The sequence below is a fragment of the Cohaesibacter gelatinilyticus genome (genome assembly GCF_900215605.1).
GTDB lineage: Bacteria > Pseudomonadota > Alphaproteobacteria > Rhizobiales > Cohaesibacteraceae > Cohaesibacter > Cohaesibacter gelatinilyticus.
Window position 1 is genome coordinate 84,920 of sequence record NZ_OBEL01000007.1, and the last position, 15,095, is coordinate 100,014.

General features: G+C 52.0%; 17 protein-coding genes and 1 riboswitch. Of the genes, 8 read left to right on the forward strand and 9 right to left on the reverse strand.

Going from position 1 to position 15,095, the window contains the following annotated elements; all coding sequences use genetic code 11:
* Window positions 1–139 precede the first annotated feature (139 nt).
* Window positions 140–1,201, forward strand: coding sequence for a LacI family DNA-binding transcriptional regulator (locus tag CRO57_RS21450; protein WP_097155573.1), 1,062 nt, complete (start codon window positions 140–142; stop codon window positions 1,199–1,201).
* Between the two features lie 29 nt (window positions 1,202–1,230).
* Here CRO57_RS21450 and CRO57_RS21455 read toward each other — a convergent pair whose 3' ends face one another.
* Together CRO57_RS21455 and CRO57_RS21460 are read right to left on the reverse strand one after the other, a co-directional pair.
* A complete protein-coding gene (locus CRO57_RS21455) occupies window positions 1,231–1,776 on the reverse strand; it encodes a TetR/AcrR family transcriptional regulator (RefSeq protein WP_097155574.1) in 546 nt (181 codons plus the stop codon).
* 2 nt (window positions 1,777–1,778) lie between these two features.
* Window positions 1,779–2,324 carry a dihydrofolate reductase family protein gene (locus tag CRO57_RS21460; protein ID WP_097155575.1) on the reverse strand — a complete coding sequence of 182 codons (546 nt, stop codon included), beginning with the start codon at window positions 2,322–2,324 and terminating at the stop codon, window positions 1,779–1,781.
* 290 nt (window positions 2,325–2,614) lie between these two features.
* On the opposite strand from CRO57_RS21460, the gene CRO57_RS21465 reads away from it, so the two are divergent.
* From CRO57_RS21465 to CRO57_RS21480, 4 genes are read left to right on the forward strand one after another with little or no spacing between them, the layout of a single operon-like run.
* On the forward strand, window positions 2,615–3,229 hold the full coding sequence (locus tag CRO57_RS21465) for a hypothetical protein (RefSeq protein ID WP_097155576.1): 615 nt from the start codon (window positions 2,615–2,617) through the stop codon (window positions 3,227–3,229).
* A complete protein-coding gene (locus tag CRO57_RS21470; protein WP_097155577.1) occupies window positions 3,222–3,614 on the forward strand; it encodes a transcriptional regulator in 393 nt (130 codons plus the stop codon). Before CRO57_RS21465 ends, CRO57_RS21470 begins: the two co-directional genes overlap by 8 nt.
* Before the next feature lie 38 nt (window positions 3,615–3,652).
* Window positions 3,653–4,402: a polyprenyl diphosphate synthase gene (gene uppS, locus CRO57_RS21475; protein WP_097155578.1), complete on the forward strand. Its 750-nt coding sequence runs from the start codon at window positions 3,653–3,655 to the stop codon at window positions 4,400–4,402.
* A gap of 35 nt (window positions 4,403–4,437) precedes the next feature.
* Complete coding sequence (locus CRO57_RS21480; RefSeq protein ID WP_097155579.1) at window positions 4,438–6,015, forward strand: DUF4153 domain-containing protein; 1,578 nt, start codon at window positions 4,438–4,440, stop codon at window positions 6,013–6,015.
* Window positions 6,016–6,036: 21 nt separating this feature from the next.
* On the opposite strand, the gene CRO57_RS21485 is transcribed toward CRO57_RS21480, so the two are convergent.
* Entirely contained in the window at window positions 6,037–7,470 is a 1,434-nt protein-coding gene (locus CRO57_RS21485) for an MFS transporter (RefSeq protein WP_097155580.1), read from the reverse strand.
* A gap of 229 nt (window positions 7,471–7,699) precedes the next feature.
* On the opposite strand from CRO57_RS21485, the gene CRO57_RS21495 reads away from it, so the two are divergent.
* On the forward strand, window positions 7,700–8,149 hold the full coding sequence (locus CRO57_RS21495; protein ID WP_425291295.1) for a helix-turn-helix domain-containing protein: 450 nt from the start codon (window positions 7,700–7,702) through the stop codon (window positions 8,147–8,149).
* A 10-nt stretch (window positions 8,150–8,159) separates the two neighbouring features.
* Here CRO57_RS21495 and CRO57_RS21500 read toward each other — a convergent pair whose 3' ends face one another.
* From CRO57_RS21500 to CRO57_RS21525, 6 genes are all read right to left on the reverse strand, one after another.
* Complete coding sequence (locus tag CRO57_RS21500) at window positions 8,160–8,702, reverse strand: hypothetical protein (RefSeq protein ID WP_097155582.1); 543 nt, start codon at window positions 8,700–8,702, stop codon at window positions 8,160–8,162.
* 3 nt (window positions 8,703–8,705) lie between these two features.
* Window positions 8,706–9,521, reverse strand: coding sequence for a hypothetical protein (locus tag CRO57_RS21505; RefSeq protein ID WP_141401308.1), 816 nt, complete (start codon window positions 9,519–9,521; stop codon window positions 8,706–8,708).
* Window positions 9,522–9,656: 135 nt separating this feature from the next.
* Complete coding sequence (locus CRO57_RS21510; RefSeq protein ID WP_097155584.1) at window positions 9,657–10,715, reverse strand: FecCD family ABC transporter permease; 1,059 nt, start codon at window positions 10,713–10,715, stop codon at window positions 9,657–9,659.
* A gap of 3 nt (window positions 10,716–10,718) precedes the next feature.
* On the reverse strand, window positions 10,719–11,657 hold the full coding sequence (locus tag CRO57_RS21515) for an ABC transporter substrate-binding protein (protein ID WP_097155585.1): 939 nt from the start codon (window positions 11,655–11,657) through the stop codon (window positions 10,719–10,721).
* Between the two features lie 116 nt (window positions 11,658–11,773).
* Window positions 11,774–12,556: an ABC transporter ATP-binding protein gene (locus tag CRO57_RS21520; protein ID WP_097155586.1), complete on the reverse strand. Its 783-nt coding sequence runs from the start codon at window positions 12,554–12,556 to the stop codon at window positions 11,774–11,776.
* Window positions 12,553–12,945 (reverse strand): hypothetical protein, encoded by a 393-nt coding sequence (locus CRO57_RS21525; RefSeq protein ID WP_097155587.1) that lies wholly within the window; start codon window positions 12,943–12,945, stop codon window positions 12,553–12,555. Before CRO57_RS21525 ends, CRO57_RS21520 begins: the two co-directional genes overlap by 4 nt.
* 111 nt (window positions 12,946–13,056) lie before the next feature.
* Window positions 13,057–13,387, reverse strand: a riboswitch (cobalamin riboswitch).
* A 514-nt stretch (window positions 13,388–13,901) separates the two neighbouring features.
* Here CRO57_RS21525 and CRO57_RS21535 point away from each other — a divergent pair.
* The gene (locus tag CRO57_RS21535; protein WP_097155589.1) at window positions 13,902–14,318 is read left to right on the forward strand and encodes a nuclear transport factor 2 family protein; all 417 of its coding nucleotides are present in this window, start codon (window positions 13,902–13,904) and stop codon (window positions 14,316–14,318) included.
* 261 nt (window positions 14,319–14,579) lie between these two features.
* Window positions 14,580–15,089 (forward strand): hypothetical protein, encoded by a 510-nt coding sequence (locus CRO57_RS21540; protein WP_141401309.1) that lies wholly within the window; start codon window positions 14,580–14,582, stop codon window positions 15,087–15,089.
* Window positions 15,090–15,095 lie beyond the last annotated feature (6 nt).

Sequence of the window (15,095 nt, forward strand, 5' to 3'; positions counted from 1 at the left end):
TTTTGCAGCACTGTAAGCGCTTACAATTTGCAATGCAAGTTTTTTTTGTTATAGCGTTTTTGAAAACATCGAGTCATCCTTGGGAGTTGAGCCCATAATCAGATTCCCCCGCGTCAGGCCATGTGATAAGTAATTATAAATGAAAAAGGCACCAATCTCTTCGTCGAACGGTCATGAAACCGCAGCTTCGCCCACTTTGGAAGATGTGGCAAGGACTGCCGGTGTCTCGACAGCAACCGTTTCACGATGCCTGAACAATCCCTCGGTCGTTTCAGACAAAACCAGAAAGCGCGTGCTTGATGCAGTCAAGTCATTGGGATATGCACCCAATTTCGGAGCTCAAGCCCTCGCTGCAAAGCGCACCAGAACATTTGGCGCAATCGTTCCCACAATGGAAAATGCGATTTTTGCGCGTGGCCTTCAAGCATTTCAGGAAGAACTGCAACGCTGCGGGATCACCTTGCTCGTCTCCAGCTCCTCCTATAGCCCCGAACTGGAAGAAGAGCAGATACGCGGCCTTGTTGCGCGTGGCGCTGATGCTCTGCTTCTCATTGGCTTCGACCGGTCACCGCAAATATATGAATTTCTGGAAAAGCAGCAGGTTCCCTATGTCATTGCCTGGGTTTATGACCCGGATCAACCGATGCTTTCAATCGGGTTTGACAACCGCAGGGCCATGCAATCCCTCGTCACTCAGGTTCTGGAACTGGGGCATCGATCCGTGGCACTCATCACCGCAGAGCGCAATGGCAATGATCGCGCGCAACAGAGATATGAAGGTCTGTTGAATGCCATGAAAGCGCATGGATTGGATCCAAAGACACTTCATGTTATCGAGACGACCTATTCCATTACAAATGGTGCAGAGGCTCTGAAAACCCTGATGCAATCCGATCAAAAGCCAACGGCTGTCATTTGCGGCAACGATGTGCTGGCTGCAGGTGCCATGGTTCAAGCCCGTAAGATGGGCCTTAAAGTCCCTGATGACTTATCAATCACCGGGTTTGATGACATAGAAATAGCAGAAATCGTCACTCCTACGCTCACAACGGTCCATGTTCCCCATCGAAAAATGGGCAAAGGAGCAGCACAGATGCTGGTCGCTCTGAGAAATGGCCAAAATCCGGACCAAAGTATCGAATTGGAAGCCGTAACAATCTTGAGGGAGTCGCTTGGCCCGGTTCCCAAATCCGAAACGTAAGCCGGATGGCAAATACGACATCATGAACCTCAAGCGCGTTTGAGAATCCAATCCAGACCGGACAGATAATCTTTCATGGTCAGCGGATTATCCTTACCGCAAGAAGCCGACAGAACCCAACCGTGAGTATAATCGACAAGCAGAAAGACCAGCACATCATCCTGCTCCCCCAAAGCTTGCGCCTCGGCTCGCAGCATCTGGGTGATGGTGTGCATTTCCTCGCACATCAGCGAAGTATCTTCCAGGACCGCTCGCAGCAAATTGGCGTTGATCACCGCCCGCGCACAATAGGCCTGCAGAATGATCCGTACGCGGTCAGTTGGCTCGCTCGCTTCTGTTCTAACAAGTGTATTCGCAAAAGCCATATCCACCAGGCCAGCCAGTAACTCTTTCCGACTGCCCGCATGATATTTGACCGCCATGGCGGTGACGCCCAAACGCTCGGCCAATAGCCGAAAGGAAATGGCCTCGATGCCATATTCCTGCACCAGCGGCAATGCCGTATGAAGAATGCCTTGCTTGGTCAGGCTTTGCGCCGCTTTGGACGGACGACCGGGAATGATAGATCGGCTCATGATTATCCGGGCTCTTCGGGAAGACGATAAGTCAGGGTGACGAGACCGGAAGAAAACGGCTCGACTTTCTCAAGGCTCAGATCGATATCTCTATCCAGCTCACCGAACATGCGAATGCCATCACCAATCAGGATCGGAACAATCGTAATCTTCATGCTCTTGACGAAATCGAGCGTCAAGAACGAGCGGATGATGGCCCCGCCATCCACATAAACCCGTCCATGGCCAAGCTCGGTCAATCTTGCTATCAGCTCAATCGGGCTTTCCGAAGAAATCTCAACCTTGTCTTTCAAATGCTCGGGAATGTCCGCATCATTCATGGATTGGCTCAGCACAATCACCGGCTTGGTATAGGGCCAGCCAGCAAAACCAAGAATTGTACGAAACGAGCCCGACCCCATCACGATCACATCGACACTCTCCAAAAATGCCTCAAACCCGTGATTTTCCCCCTCTGTTGGCTGCTTGTTCAACCAATCAAGTGTGTGATCTGACCTCGCCACAAAGCCATCCAGAGACATGGCCATCATGATATGTCCGCTTGTCATACCGAACTCCGTATGGCGCGTTTGCTAGAAAGGTTCAGCATTTTTCTAACAAGAACACGCATCAGAAAAGGATAGATTTATACAGTGTATAATAAAATCAAAGATCATTGACAAGACCAAAGAAAATCAGGACTGGCATGCAATTCCATCCCCAGAAGCTGGTTGACATATTATAGCCACAGATCCAAAGTACTTTGCGTTACAAAGTGTTTTGACGCGTTCCTGAAAAATTACAGACTTTTCGGACAAGAACTCGTTTCAAAACAAAATCATTTGAATGAGTGATTGTAATGCATGATTTGAACCAGGCCCTGGCAGACATTGCCGACATACGCAGCCAGATGGCCGCTGGCACAATATTTCAGGGATTTGGGCCAGCCGTCATCGCCATTTCGGGCTTTCTGGCGCTTGGTACCTTATCAGGGCAATTGCTCTGGCCCGAATTATTGGCATCATCAGAGCAGACCATGCTGTTCCTTTGGGTGACGGTGGCCATTCTGTCCTTCCTGATGATTGCCTATGAAACCCGCGCCCGATCTCGGCGCATACATGGCGGCCTAGCGGATGAGATGGTGCAGAATATGCTATTGCAATTCATGCCTATCGGCTTTGCCGGAACCGCCATTGGCGCAGTCATTCTGCTTTTCACACCATCCGATCTCTGGCTGTTGCCTGGCCTGTGGCAAATACTGGTCGCCCTTGGGCTGTTTGCCTCACAAAAGGCTCTGCCACAGCAAATCATGTTTGCCGCAGCCTGGTATTTCCTCGCTGGCGTCGTTGTGCTGATCATCGGAGCCAAAAGCGGCGCCGCAGATTCCCTGATGATGGGTATTCCCTTCATCATCGGCCAGTTTCTGCTTGCAGGGCTTCTTCATTTTGCTCAAGGAACCATCGAGAATGACTGATCAACCAGACGGACCTTATGCCTTTGATGGATTGGACAGGGTCCTGCATGAAAAGGCGCGCCTTGGCTTGCTCACCTCTCTGGTCGCCCACCCCAAGGGACTGGCCTTTGGTGATCTGAAGAAACTATGCGGCCTGACCGATGGTAATCTGTCTCGCCATCTCAAGGTGCTGAGCGAAGCCGATATCGTCAAGATCGAAAAGACCTTCGTCAAGAACCGTCCTCACACCACCTGCCGCTTGACCAACGAGGGCCGACAGCGCTTTCTGGATTATCTGGCGGTGCTGGAACAGGTCGTCAAAAACGCCACCGAATTGATGGAAACAAACCCATCTGACGACATGCCCCAATCTCCTTCTCCCACCCCTGTGCCAAAGCCTGTCTAGAACAGGCTTTCTCCCTTTTTTTACAAGGATACTTTGTAATGCAAAGTAATTTGCAATTAGATGTAAAGCGCTTTGATCCCGAAGCTTTCAGCCCTTCACCAAACTCGAGCAAGGAACCATCCGGTCTGCATGTCGCCCTGATCATGGATGGCAATGGCCGCTGGGCAACCCAGCGTAAAATGCCGCGCCTTTATGGCCACAAGATGGGCGTCGAAGCGGTGCGCAAGGTCATCGAAAAAGCCCCGTCCCTGAAGATTGGCATGCTGACCCTTTATGCGTTTTCCAGCGATAATTGGGCGAGACCGCAAGAAGAAACCGATCATCTCTTCTCACTGCTGGAGCGCTATTTGAAAGCAGAGATTGACACCTTCATCCGGCAGGGCATTCGCCTTGTCTTCATCGGCAGGCGAGATCGCATCCCTCAAAAACTGCGCCGCCAGATCGAGTTGGCCGAACATAGATCCCGCCAGGGCAAGAAGCTGGTCGTTCGCATCGCACTGGATTATTCCGCCCGCCATCAAATCCTCACCGCACTTGCCGCTCAGCCCCACGCCACCGAAGAAAGTCTCTCCCGTGCCTTGAGCGGCATCGATCAGGCCTGGCCGGTAGATCTGCTCATCCGCACATCTGGCGAACAGCGCCTCTCGGACTTCCTTCTCTGGGAATGCGCCTATGCAGAGTTTCTTTTCTCGCCCATTCACTGGCCCGATTTCGACGGACAGGCACTCGCAGACGCCATTGAGACTTTCACCCATCGCGACCGTCGCTTTGGGGCAATCAAGCCCTGAACACCTTCCTTGATTATCTGCAAGATTTTTGAAACATGACTGAAACCACAAGCACTTTGCTCCAGAAACCCTCTCCTTTTCGCCTGATCAGCAATCATCGGCGCTTCACGCACGCCCTATTGCTGGCTCCAATTCTTATTCTGTTATTTGATTGGTTCTTCCATGATCAGGAGATCGGCCTGACTGTTCCTGCGGCCTTTTTTGCGCTCGGCATTGCAGTTCTTCTCACAGGCCGAAACATGCACGGCAATCACAAGATCAACAGCAGCGTAATCATATTCTTTTTGCTGGCACTGCTCCCAGCAATCGAAGATCTGACCCCGCTCTCCTTCCTGCTTGCCATGATCGGGCTGATCATTCTGACCTTTGCCGCCAATCATGCCAGCCGCAAAGATCCTCTTTCATGGCTTGATGCCATCTGGGGCTTTGTCTGGCGGATACCCTTGCGCCTGTTTCAAGATCTGGCCCGCCTGCCGCGTGCCTCTCGCCGCAAGGGCAAAGGCATCAATTTGCGCGGTCTGGAACGGACATGGCTGGTACCAATCCTCTTCACCCTGATCTTTCTGGCCATTTTTCAAAGTGCCAATCCACTGCTGGATCAATGGCTGAAAAGTCTGGACCCGGGACACTGGTTTCAGGTATCCAGCCTCACCCACCTGTTGGTCTGGGGTTTCTATCTGATCCTCATCTGGCCCTTCCTGCACCTGTCCCGCAAGCTCTATCGCCCGGCAACGAGACAGGTAAAATCCCAACCCTCAAAGATCATTGAAATTCTCAAAACTTATAGCCTGAATGACAAATCCACTTTGCTCTCACTGGCGCTGTTCAATCTGCTCTTCATCCTGCAAAATGCCAGTGATATTCACTTGCTGAACAATGGCTATGAATTGCCAGCTGGTTACAGCTTTTCGGAATTTGCCCATCAGGGCGCTTATGCTCTGATCATGGCAACATTGCTGGCTGCCGCTTTCATCCTTGCCTTTGACAGCTCGAAAGCCAGCCCGAAAGACAGCTCAAAGGATAGCCCGGAAGACGGCACTGAAAAGAGCAATGACAAGCCAGTCCTGATCCGGCCTCTGCTCTATCTATGGGTCACACAAACCATGCTGCTTGTCTGTTTCGCCATGTTGCGCCTCAAAATCTATATCGATGCCTATAGCCTGACATATTTGCGCCTCTGGTTGCTTATCTGGATGGCACTGGTGCTAACCGGGCTGGTCCTCATCCTCATCAAGCTCCTACGCAAGCGCTCCGCTCGCTGGCTGATCAATGCCAATATCATCGCCACGCTTGTGATACTCTATGGTGCAAGCCTTACCAATTTCCCGCTTTTCATTGCCAACCATAATATCGAAGCGGCAAAAGCCGACCCCGACAAACATCTCGATGCTCGTTATCTGGTGGAGTTGGGCCCATACGCCTTGCCAGCTCTCAGAAATCTGGAGTCTAATCCCGACTATGCAGACGTCAAAAGACGACTGAACTGGCACGGACAGCATCCCGCCAACCTATCAATCTGGATCAATGGATTCGAGAGAGAGATCAAACGGGAGCAGGCCAATTGGAGACAATGGAATTTCCGCCGCGCCCGCCTGATCTCAGACACTGAATAACACCCCACCAAGTTCCCCGGTTCAGCTCGCTGGTCCGGGTGCCGCACGAGAGCGCTTACCCATTGCGCCGTAAGCAGCCAGTCCCAGCGTGATCATTGCCAATATAGCAGCCCCACTGAAGGTCATGGAAAAGGCATGGGCAACATCTGTTGCCGGGGCTTCTGCTGCATCTCCTGTTCCCAGCATTATGACGAACAGGCTGGACATGGCAGAAGCTCCGGTCATCAGGCCCAGATTGCGCGACAGGCCAAGCAATCCGGACAATCGCCCGCGCTGATCAGAGGGTGCATCCATCAGCACAGATGTGTTATTGGCCGCCAGAAACATCTGAAAGGCCGGGGTCAGCAAGATCAAAGCCATCACATATCCGCCCACGCCAAAGACAAGCGGCAGGAAGGCCAGACAAAGCAGGCCGATCATGGTTTGAAGCAAGCCAAAGATCATCACCCGATCAGCGCCAAAGCGGTCCACCAGCCAGCCAGCCGGAATACCCGCCAAAGCTGCCACTGCGGGCCCGACAGCCAGAACCAAACCAATCAATGCTTCGTTCAACCCCAACGAGAAAGCCAGAAAGAAGGGCCCAACCACCAGCGTCGACATCATGATGGTGCCAACCAACCAATTCATGGCAAAACCGATCCCGGTTGTGCGATCCATCAGCAAGGTCATGGGCACCAAAGGAGATGTGGCTGACCGTTCGATGAAGACAAACAAAGCCAGTGCGCCCAAGGTCAGCAAGACAAGAGCGCCCATATCCAGAGGCAGCACTGCCACACCCCCGCTGGTGGCCAGCGCATAGGCAACAAGCGCAACCACCAGCACGAGAGTCCCCCACAAATCCAGATCTTTCAATGAGCTTTTGTGGCCTTCTTCATCTCTTGCCAAGGCACTGAGAGAGAGAAGGAATGTCAACACAGCAATCCCGGCCAAGAGCCAGAAAGCCATCCGCCAATCCCCCCAGCTGAGCAACAAACCACCAAGTGATGGTCCCAAAGCCGTCCCCACGGCAGAGGTAGTGCCAATCAGTCCCATGGCGGCACCAAGGCGCTCGGCGGGTATACGATCCCGGGCCAAAGACATGGGCAAGGCAATCAAGATAGCCCCACCAAATCCTTGAACGGAGCGACCCAAAATCAGCCAGCCAAGGCTGGGTGCCATGGCACAAAGACCAGAGGCAAGGATGAAGAGAGAAAGCCCCCAGAGAAGCACGCGGCGGCGACCAAACAGATCCCCCAACCGCCCGGCAGAGACGATGGTCACCGTCACCGACATCAAATAGGCAAGCACCACCCATTGCACATCGGACACACTGACCGAGAAGACATTGGAAAGCGCAGGCAACAGAACCGATGCCACCGAAATGCCAAGGGAGGCCGTCAGTGTCGCAGCAGACAGACTGATCAAAATGGGCAAGGGCAATCGGGCTTGCGTAATGTCGCTCGCTATAGGACTCATGGGGAAAATCTCTTGTTTTGAAAACTATCTAGAGATATTCTGCCACTTCAAGTCAACTTTAAGTCAAGAGGATCCTCCCGATCTCATATGCATCATGAGGATTTTTGTGATCTGACGCGGAAATGTGATGCCGAGGATCGCAACATAGGTGGAGCTAAAGCGCGTTCCCGAAAAGTTGCAGACTTTTCGCATAAGAATTCGCTCAAAAAATGAGAACCGGAGGCGAGCATTGACAAAGTCAGAGCGCAAAAAGACCATGATGCAGGGATCGGTGAAATTGCTCGATATCGGTGTGTTATCCAAGGAAAGTGGAATTCCGCCTTCGACCCTGCGCTATTATGAAGAAATCGGATTGATCCAGTCCGTGGGACGCAATGGCCTGCGCCGTCAGTTCGACCAACCGGTCGTCACCAAGCTGGCGCTGATCTCGTTGGGCAAGTTGGCAGGTTTTTCGCTGGAAGATATCAAGGGCATGTTTGCCGACGATGGCACCCCGCAATTGCCTAGAGCCGAACTGCATTTGCGAGCCGATGCGTTGGATCAGCAGATCCGCAGCCTGACCAAACTGCGCGATGCCATCCGCCATGTCGCCGATTGCCCGGCCGACACTCATATGGATTGCCCCAAATTCCAACGCTTAATGGACGTCGCTGCCCGCACCACCAGCATGAAACGGTAGGAAGATCACATCATTGTTGTTCTAAGAGAAGGCTGTGGGGTTGATCCACTGCATACCATGACGAGGCTTCAACTGTTTCTGGATCATCATTCTCTGCCAAGATGAAATGGAACGATGGACTGCGACATCTACCCAGATTGGACAGCCGCAATTTCATTGATTGTTCGCCATATTCAATAGCCAGTTTGTTTTTCAGCTTCAGCCCCGGAAAGCGATGACTCAAACACTCTTCATCTTCAGTTCCCACAGTCACCGAACATCCATTCTCACCCCATTCCAGAGCATCAAGACCTTGCCCTGAGCATGGAGAAGCCAAAGCTTTGGTTTCGATTGAGAGGTCCATCTTCACTTCATCCAAGGCAATCAGACCCTCAACGACCAAAAGAATGGCCGAGCACTTTCTAACGTCATAACCTTCCGGAAGGTTTGGCTCAAACTCAAAGGCCTTGAATGAAATCTGCTCATCAGTAAGATCATGAGCACTAACGGAACCAGTGATACGGGCTACTCCAATACCTGTTTCGACACTCAGGTCTCTTGCAAATTCAGGCATTGTCTACTCCTGCATTCTCTCAGGCAGCTCGAATGGTTCTGGGGCAAAAGGGATCTCACCCGCATTTTTCAAGCGTTTACGGTATTTATCCGCAAAGGCATGGGCATAGACTTCCCGCTCGGATGTGGGTCTGGCGAAATACAAATCCTCAGCAGTATCGTTGTCATACTCGCCATCAATTGCCGAGTTTCCAAAGATGACTTTATAGGAATAATCCGCCCAATGTCCCAACTCGTGCAAGAATGTGCGAAACAGCAAAGTGCTGCGAATGGCATCTTCGGTCAGCTCCGCGCGAAAATCCCGCTTGGTCTCTACAAAGCGATGCCCGTCGTCATTGAGACGATTATACTCATCCCGGTCCTCCAAGCTCATGCGCCTTGGCCAGATGAGACTATCTCCAATCTTTTGCGCTTCCAGCACAATCGCCGAGCCTTTATGTTTGCCAAACTCGGAATAATAGAAGAACCGCCCCCATACAGGATTTTGCTGGCGCTGCTTTCTGGTCGGTTGCCTGAAAACAATGATATCAGGCAGCGGAGGCACATCGATTGCCACCAGTTTCAAGAGCTTGATAACATCAGCCGGAGAGCATCCATAAGAAAAGCCTTCCTTGGGTGTCTCATACAGGATGGTAATATCACAGCCATAAATGATGGCTTCCATCTCATAGGGTCGCTCAAGCAGCTCGTGGAACAATGTGAGCTTGCCGGTTTTGTCGCACCAGCTGGAGGGAATGCGCATATCATTCGACTGGGAATAACCCGAACTCTTTGTGCCAATGCGTCTGTTCCGCCGCTCTGGTCTCCAAAATTTACTCACATTCACACCTTTCTCAATTTTTCTCCACCATAGATTGAGACAAATAAATTAACAAACAAAAATAGAAAAGCCGCCCTAGAAATGAGAGGGGCTTATTCATTTGCAGATCCGAGCTTCGACTGAATCTCTCACTCCCTATCTCGAGCGGCCAAGCAGCCAGATGAAGAAGAGGCCGCCGATGAAGCCGGTGACGATGCCGATGGGCATGTCTTCCGGGGCCATGATGATGCGGGCAACGGTATCGGCCCAGACAAGAAAGATAGCTCCGAACAAAGCAGACAGCGGCAACACCCGGCGATAATCACCGCCCACAATGGCGCGCACGATGTGAGGGACCATCAATCCCACAAAGCCGATCATACCGGAAAATGCCACCATCACGCCGGTGATCAGCGCCCCGACCACAAAGATGATCAGACGGAAGCGCTCCACCTCAATGCCGAGGGTGGTAGCGGTCTCATCGCCAATGGTCATGGCATTGAGCTTAGCTGACTGCATACCCAACCAGATGCCACACAGTATCAGGATGATCAGCGGATAGACCAGATGCGACCATTGCGCCAAACCGAGCCCACCCAGCATCCAGAAGATCACCGTATGGGTGGCCCGTGGATCACCGAGAAAGATCAGGATATTGGCACAGGCCATGATGACAAAGGAGACAGCAACACCGGTGAGAACCAATCGGTCTGCACTGGTGGAGCTGGCAAATTTGGCGATCAGCAATACCAAAAGCGTCGCCAGCAATGCCCCGCCAAAGGCAAGCAAAGGCACGGTCAGAAGCCCTAGAAACAACCCGGTATGAAGCAAAGCCAGGATAGCCCCGAAGGCTCCACCGGATGAGATGCCCAATAGATGCGGATCGGCCAGCGGGTTGCGGGTCACGGCCTGCAAACAGGCACCGACCATCGCAAGTCCGGCCCCGACCATGGCGGCTAGAAGCGCCCGTGGGAAACGAATATCCCAGACAATGGCCTCTCGCCCTTTGGACCAGAATGGCTCAACCAGCTCGGGGAAGGCGCGACCGGCAAGTATGCTCCATACCGTACCAGTGGGGATTGACACGGCCCCGACGCTGATTGAGACCGAAACCGAGGCAATCAACAGCAAACCACCCAGCAACAGGGACAATTTCAGCCGGGACTGGTAAGTCGATTTATGGTGCGGAAAACCCCTCTCAACTGCCTCGGTCATTCCTTAAGCTCCCCGGAAAGCCTTGGCCAATTTCTTGATGGCCTTGATGTTGCGAGGGCCGGGCGTTGCTTCCACATAATCCAGAACAACAAAGCGATCATTCTTCACCGCATCGAGATTGGCAAAGGCAGGATTGTTCATCATATAGGCGCGCTTTTCTTCGGCGGTGACCTTGCCGTAATTGACGATGACGATCATTTCCGGGTTGGCCTCGACAACCTTTTCCCAGCCGACCTTGGTCCAGCTCTTCTCCACATCATCCATGACATTGCGGCCACCTGCGGCCTCGATCATGGCTGTCGGCATGGCGTATTTGCCTGCAGTGAATGGCGTATCTTCACCACTGTCATAGACAAAGACACGCAATGGGGTGTCAGCGGTTTTCAGCTTGGATTTGAACTCGTCCAATTCAGCCTTGTAGCCATCAACCAGTTTCTGCGCCTTGTCTTCGACATCAAAGATACGGCCCAAATTCAGCAGATCATTATACATATCCTGCATGGAAACCTTGGCTTTCTCGCCAATATGGATGCAGCTTTCGGTCAACTCGTAAACCTTGATGCCAAATGGCTCCAGGGTTTCTGGCGTCACTTCACCGCCAACCTTCATGCCGTAATTCCAGCCAGCAAAATAGAAGTCGGCATCGGCACCGATCAGCACTTCCTTGGTTGGATATTTTGGGGACAGCTCAGGTAGTTCCTTGATGCCTTCACGCATTTCTTCATCCAGTGTTTTCCAGCCGGAAATACCGGTGAAACCAGCCATGCGGTCGCGCAGGCCAAGCACCAGCATCATCTCGGTCAGATTGACATCGTTGGAAATGGCGCGCTGTGGCGGAGTATCAAAGCTCACAGAGCGATCACAGGACTGAACCTTGGTCTCGGCCATGGCCGCACCGGACAGAAGGGTGAGCGCAAGCGCAGTTGTAGCAAGAAGTTTCATGGGGTGTTCCTTTTATAACGTGTTCCCGAAAAGTTGAAGCACTTTTCGGACAAGAATTCGTTTCAAAACAAAGTCTTAATTCGCTCCATACGATCTCCGAGATCGCAAGAAGCGAATTAAGAAGGCAGATGAAAAGTGAAATGAGAACGGTCACTGACGCTCAGATGCTCAAGGCGCGCCGAGACCGAGAAAGAAGAGGAGACATGCTGTTCTGACAGCACCTCAAACGGGTCGCCATAGGCCAGCATTTGCCCGTCCTTCAGCAACAGGACGCTATCGCACACCTCAGCTGCCATATTCAGATCATGCAAACTGGTGACGATGGTCAGATCCAGCTCCCGGATCAGCGAGACAATTTCCAGCTGATGGCGGATATCCAGATGGTTGGTTGGCTCATCCAGTATGAGAAGCTGTGGCCGTTGGGCCAGAGCCCGCGCCACCATCACTCGTTGCCGCTCACCACCAGAAAGCGAGCCGAACAAACGATCCTGAAACCCTTGCAAACCCATCTGCTGCAATGAACCATCAATGATGTCACTGTCCCGCGCACCGGACGAGGCAAAGCCACGCTGATGCGGCGTGCGGCCAAGGGCAACAATCTCACGCACGGTCAGCGCAAAGTCTGTTGGCTGTTCCTGCAACACAGCTGCCACCCGGCGGGCCGCCTGCCTTGGCCGCAGCGACCAAAGATCCTCGCCACCGACATAGATATTGCCGGACAGCGGACGATTATAGCGATAGAGCAAACGCAAAAGGGTGGATTTGCCCGCGCCATTGGCCCCGATAATGCCAAGGGTCTTGCCTGCATCCAACGAGAAAGAAAGCGGATGCAGCACATAGGGAGCGCGTGAGCCGGGAGCCCAGCTCACATTCTCCACCACCAGATCAGAGGAACTCATGCAGCCAATACTCTATTCAGCACATCCTGGGTTTCCAGAGCCAGCATGAAGGCAGGCACTTCCACCGGCCGGGGGGGGCCTTTGGCACTGTTCGGCGAGCCCAGAATTTGCCGGGCCAGACCAAGCAATTCATCCAGATCCTGATCCATGTCGACATCGCCAAAGACAAAGGTCTCGTCCTTGCTGCAATGCCAGCCAATCGTGCAGGGCTGATCGCTGCATCTGATTTCAGCAAAGCCCGAAGTCGAAAAATCATCACCGACAATGGCATGAGCCTTGCCGACCGACTGCGCCAATGTCAGCGCAAAAACATAGCTGGCCTCGCATACCTTACCGGTATGTCGACAGGGAATGGAAGATGAGAATGGGTAAGAAATATGCCGGTCCATAACGCCCTCCGCGCAAATGCGGGGGCGGAAGCAAGACCGATCATGTCAAAGGCACATATATGGGCCAGATTTGGCATCTTCAGGCTCCTTTCCGAGGCACCCCGCCCGGGTTGAGTGAACAAGAAGATGGCAGGTCTCCTGACTTGCGGGTCAACGCTCAACCAGCCTTCCCGGATCTTCACTGACGATTGGGTCAGCATCCAGTGGTCTTCTGGTCTTGCTCTCCGCCTACAGTTGCGGGGGCAGTCACGGAATTGGCGTCTACAGCGCGTCCCCGAAAAGTTGCAGTACTTTTCGGACAAGGCCTCGCGATAGAATAAAATTCAAAGCATTTCTTATGATTCAGCAATCGTCAAAAGTGCTTTGGATCTACACCGCACCGTGTTCCCTTTTCATCCAGAGGCCCGCTTGGCCTCTTAGAACCATCGCCATGAATAATGAGCAGCAAGTTCAGAAATAGCAAGCCCCTCATTTGGCATGAGATGTGGACAGAAGATTTCTCAGAATAAAAGCAATGACATAACAGACAATCCACCAATGATTGAGATCAAGGCAGGTACGGAGAGCAAACCAGCCCACCAAGTGGCAAGACATTTGGCTTTCCTCTATAGTCAAATGAAGCAAAAACAGATCGGGATATATCATGTTGAGGTTCTTTTTATACTTTCTGAGCTTCGTATTTCTCTTCGGGCCCGTCATAATCTGGGCGCTCCTCTCGTCCATGAGCTGTGCCTATGTCACCAGTGCGCAGTCTTGCAGCATCCGCTGGAGCAGCTTTCTGGACCCTGAATTCTATACGCTTTCAATCTGGCCCTGGCTGATCGGTGCCCTTTGCCTCTATTTCGCGATGCGCAAACCCCAAACAGATCCGGCAATAAAAAATCACATGGAATGAATTCGATTGCCCGACTCAAATGTTCTTGTTATGTTTCTCTTAACCGGGGAGAATATTGCAAATGACAAGCGAGCAATTTCAAACACATGTGAAAGAGCAAATCGCCCTTCTGAATGAGGGCAAACCCTTGGAGGCCTTTGATCGATATTTTGCATCAGACGGCATCATGTTTGCCAATGGTCTGGTCTTCGCCACAGGGGCAAAGGCCTGCCGCGAAAAACAGGAACCCTATATCGCATCAGCGCGCTCCATTGACGGAAGGATTCTTGATCTGGTGATCTCGCCGGAGAAAAGCGTCTGTGCCTTTCGCAATCGAACATCCTTCACCACTCATGAGGGCAAGACATTTCGGATCGATGGCGTATGTTGGCAGCGCTGGCAGGATGACAAGATCATCGAAGAGCATTATTTCGAAGGAGAGGAGATGCACAAGATGATCCATAGGGGCATCCTGAAATCACCGCAGAATTTTGTCTGAAACCAGCCCTCCCGCCTGAACGACACAGAGAGCTTTCCTTCCCGGCACTCAAAACCAAAACAGATCAAACTTTGCAAGCAAGGCCGCATCATCACTGCCTTGGGCTTCCCTTACCCTCATGCTGTCAGTCCCCAAAGCAGAGAAAGTTTCTGAAAAGGCTTTTCTGTATGTCATAAATTTGACAAAAAATTTCTGTTTTACAGAAACAAATTATCATATAAACCAATATAAAAGATGAATTGGTCAAAGATAAGGTGACTCATGGCGATTTTAGCCCGAATGGTAATGGTCGTGTTATGGCTGGCTCTGGCCCTGCTCATCCTGCTTGGGTGGGGGTTCGCATGGATTGGTGAAAAGGAACTGATTTTCGATCTCTTTGATCTTCCAGCACCATATCCTGACCTGACAGGTTGGGTGATTGCGGTCGGTTTCACCACAATGGCAATGACACTCGTTTTTTTAGGATGGGCATTTTTGCAAATGAGCCAAATGCTGCGCCCAACTCACCTGAACCCGTTCTTTTATCTCTCCCGAAAACTCAGACATGCCGCCTGGGGGTTGCTTGGTTTTTGGGTCGGCACGGCCTTGATCTGGACGATCATGCCGATCTTGCTGACACTCAATGCCAAGACCAAATATCAAATCCCCTATGGATGGAATGTCCTTGACACGGAAGTCATTCTATTGGCTGTTGCAATTGTTTTCCTTGCGCTTTCAAGATCTCTGGCCCGTGCCCAGGAAATTGAAGACGATAACAAAACAATTGTGTGAGGTCGG

Coding starts and splice junctions, on each gene's coding strand:
- CRO57_RS21500 (WP_097155582.1), bottom strand. CDS start 8,702: ATGCCTGAATTTGCAAGAGACCTGAGTGTCGAAACAGGTATTGGAGTA.
- uppS (WP_097155578.1), top strand. CDS start 3,653: ATGCAAAGTAATTTGCAATTAGATGTAAAGCGCTTTGATCCCGAAGCT.
- CRO57_RS21460 (WP_097155575.1), bottom strand. CDS start 2,324: ATGACAAGCGGACATATCATGATGGCCATGTCTCTGGATGGCTTTGTG.
- CRO57_RS21465 (WP_097155576.1), top strand. CDS start 2,615: ATGCATGATTTGAACCAGGCCCTGGCAGACATTGCCGACATACGCAGC.
- CRO57_RS21455 (WP_097155574.1), bottom strand. CDS start 1,776: ATGAGCCGATCTATCATTCCCGGTCGTCCGTCCAAAGCGGCGCAAAGC.
- CRO57_RS21470 (WP_097155577.1), top strand. CDS start 3,222: ATGACTGATCAACCAGACGGACCTTATGCCTTTGATGGATTGGACAGG.
- CRO57_RS21510 (WP_097155584.1), bottom strand. CDS start 10,715: ATGACCGAGGCAGTTGAGAGGGGTTTTCCGCACCATAAATCGACTTAC.
- CRO57_RS21535 (WP_097155589.1), top strand. CDS start 13,902: ATGACAAGCGAGCAATTTCAAACACATGTGAAAGAGCAAATCGCCCTT.
- CRO57_RS21485 (WP_097155580.1), bottom strand. CDS start 7,470: ATGAGTCCTATAGCGAGCGACATTACGCAAGCCCGATTGCCCTTGCCC.
- CRO57_RS21480 (WP_097155579.1), top strand. CDS start 4,438: ATGACTGAAACCACAAGCACTTTGCTCCAGAAACCCTCTCCTTTTCGC.
- CRO57_RS21450 (WP_097155573.1), top strand. CDS start 140: ATGAAAAAGGCACCAATCTCTTCGTCGAACGGTCATGAAACCGCAGCT.
- CRO57_RS21540 (WP_141401309.1), top strand. CDS start 14,580: ATGGCGATTTTAGCCCGAATGGTAATGGTCGTGTTATGGCTGGCTCTG.
- CRO57_RS21515 (WP_097155585.1), bottom strand. CDS start 11,657: ATGAAACTTCTTGCTACAACTGCGCTTGCGCTCACCCTTCTGTCCGGT.
- CRO57_RS21520 (WP_097155586.1), bottom strand. CDS start 12,556: ATGAGTTCCTCTGATCTGGTGGTGGAGAATGTGAGCTGGGCTCCCGGC.
- CRO57_RS21525 (WP_097155587.1), bottom strand. CDS start 12,945: ATGGACCGGCATATTTCTTACCCATTCTCATCTTCCATTCCCTGTCGA.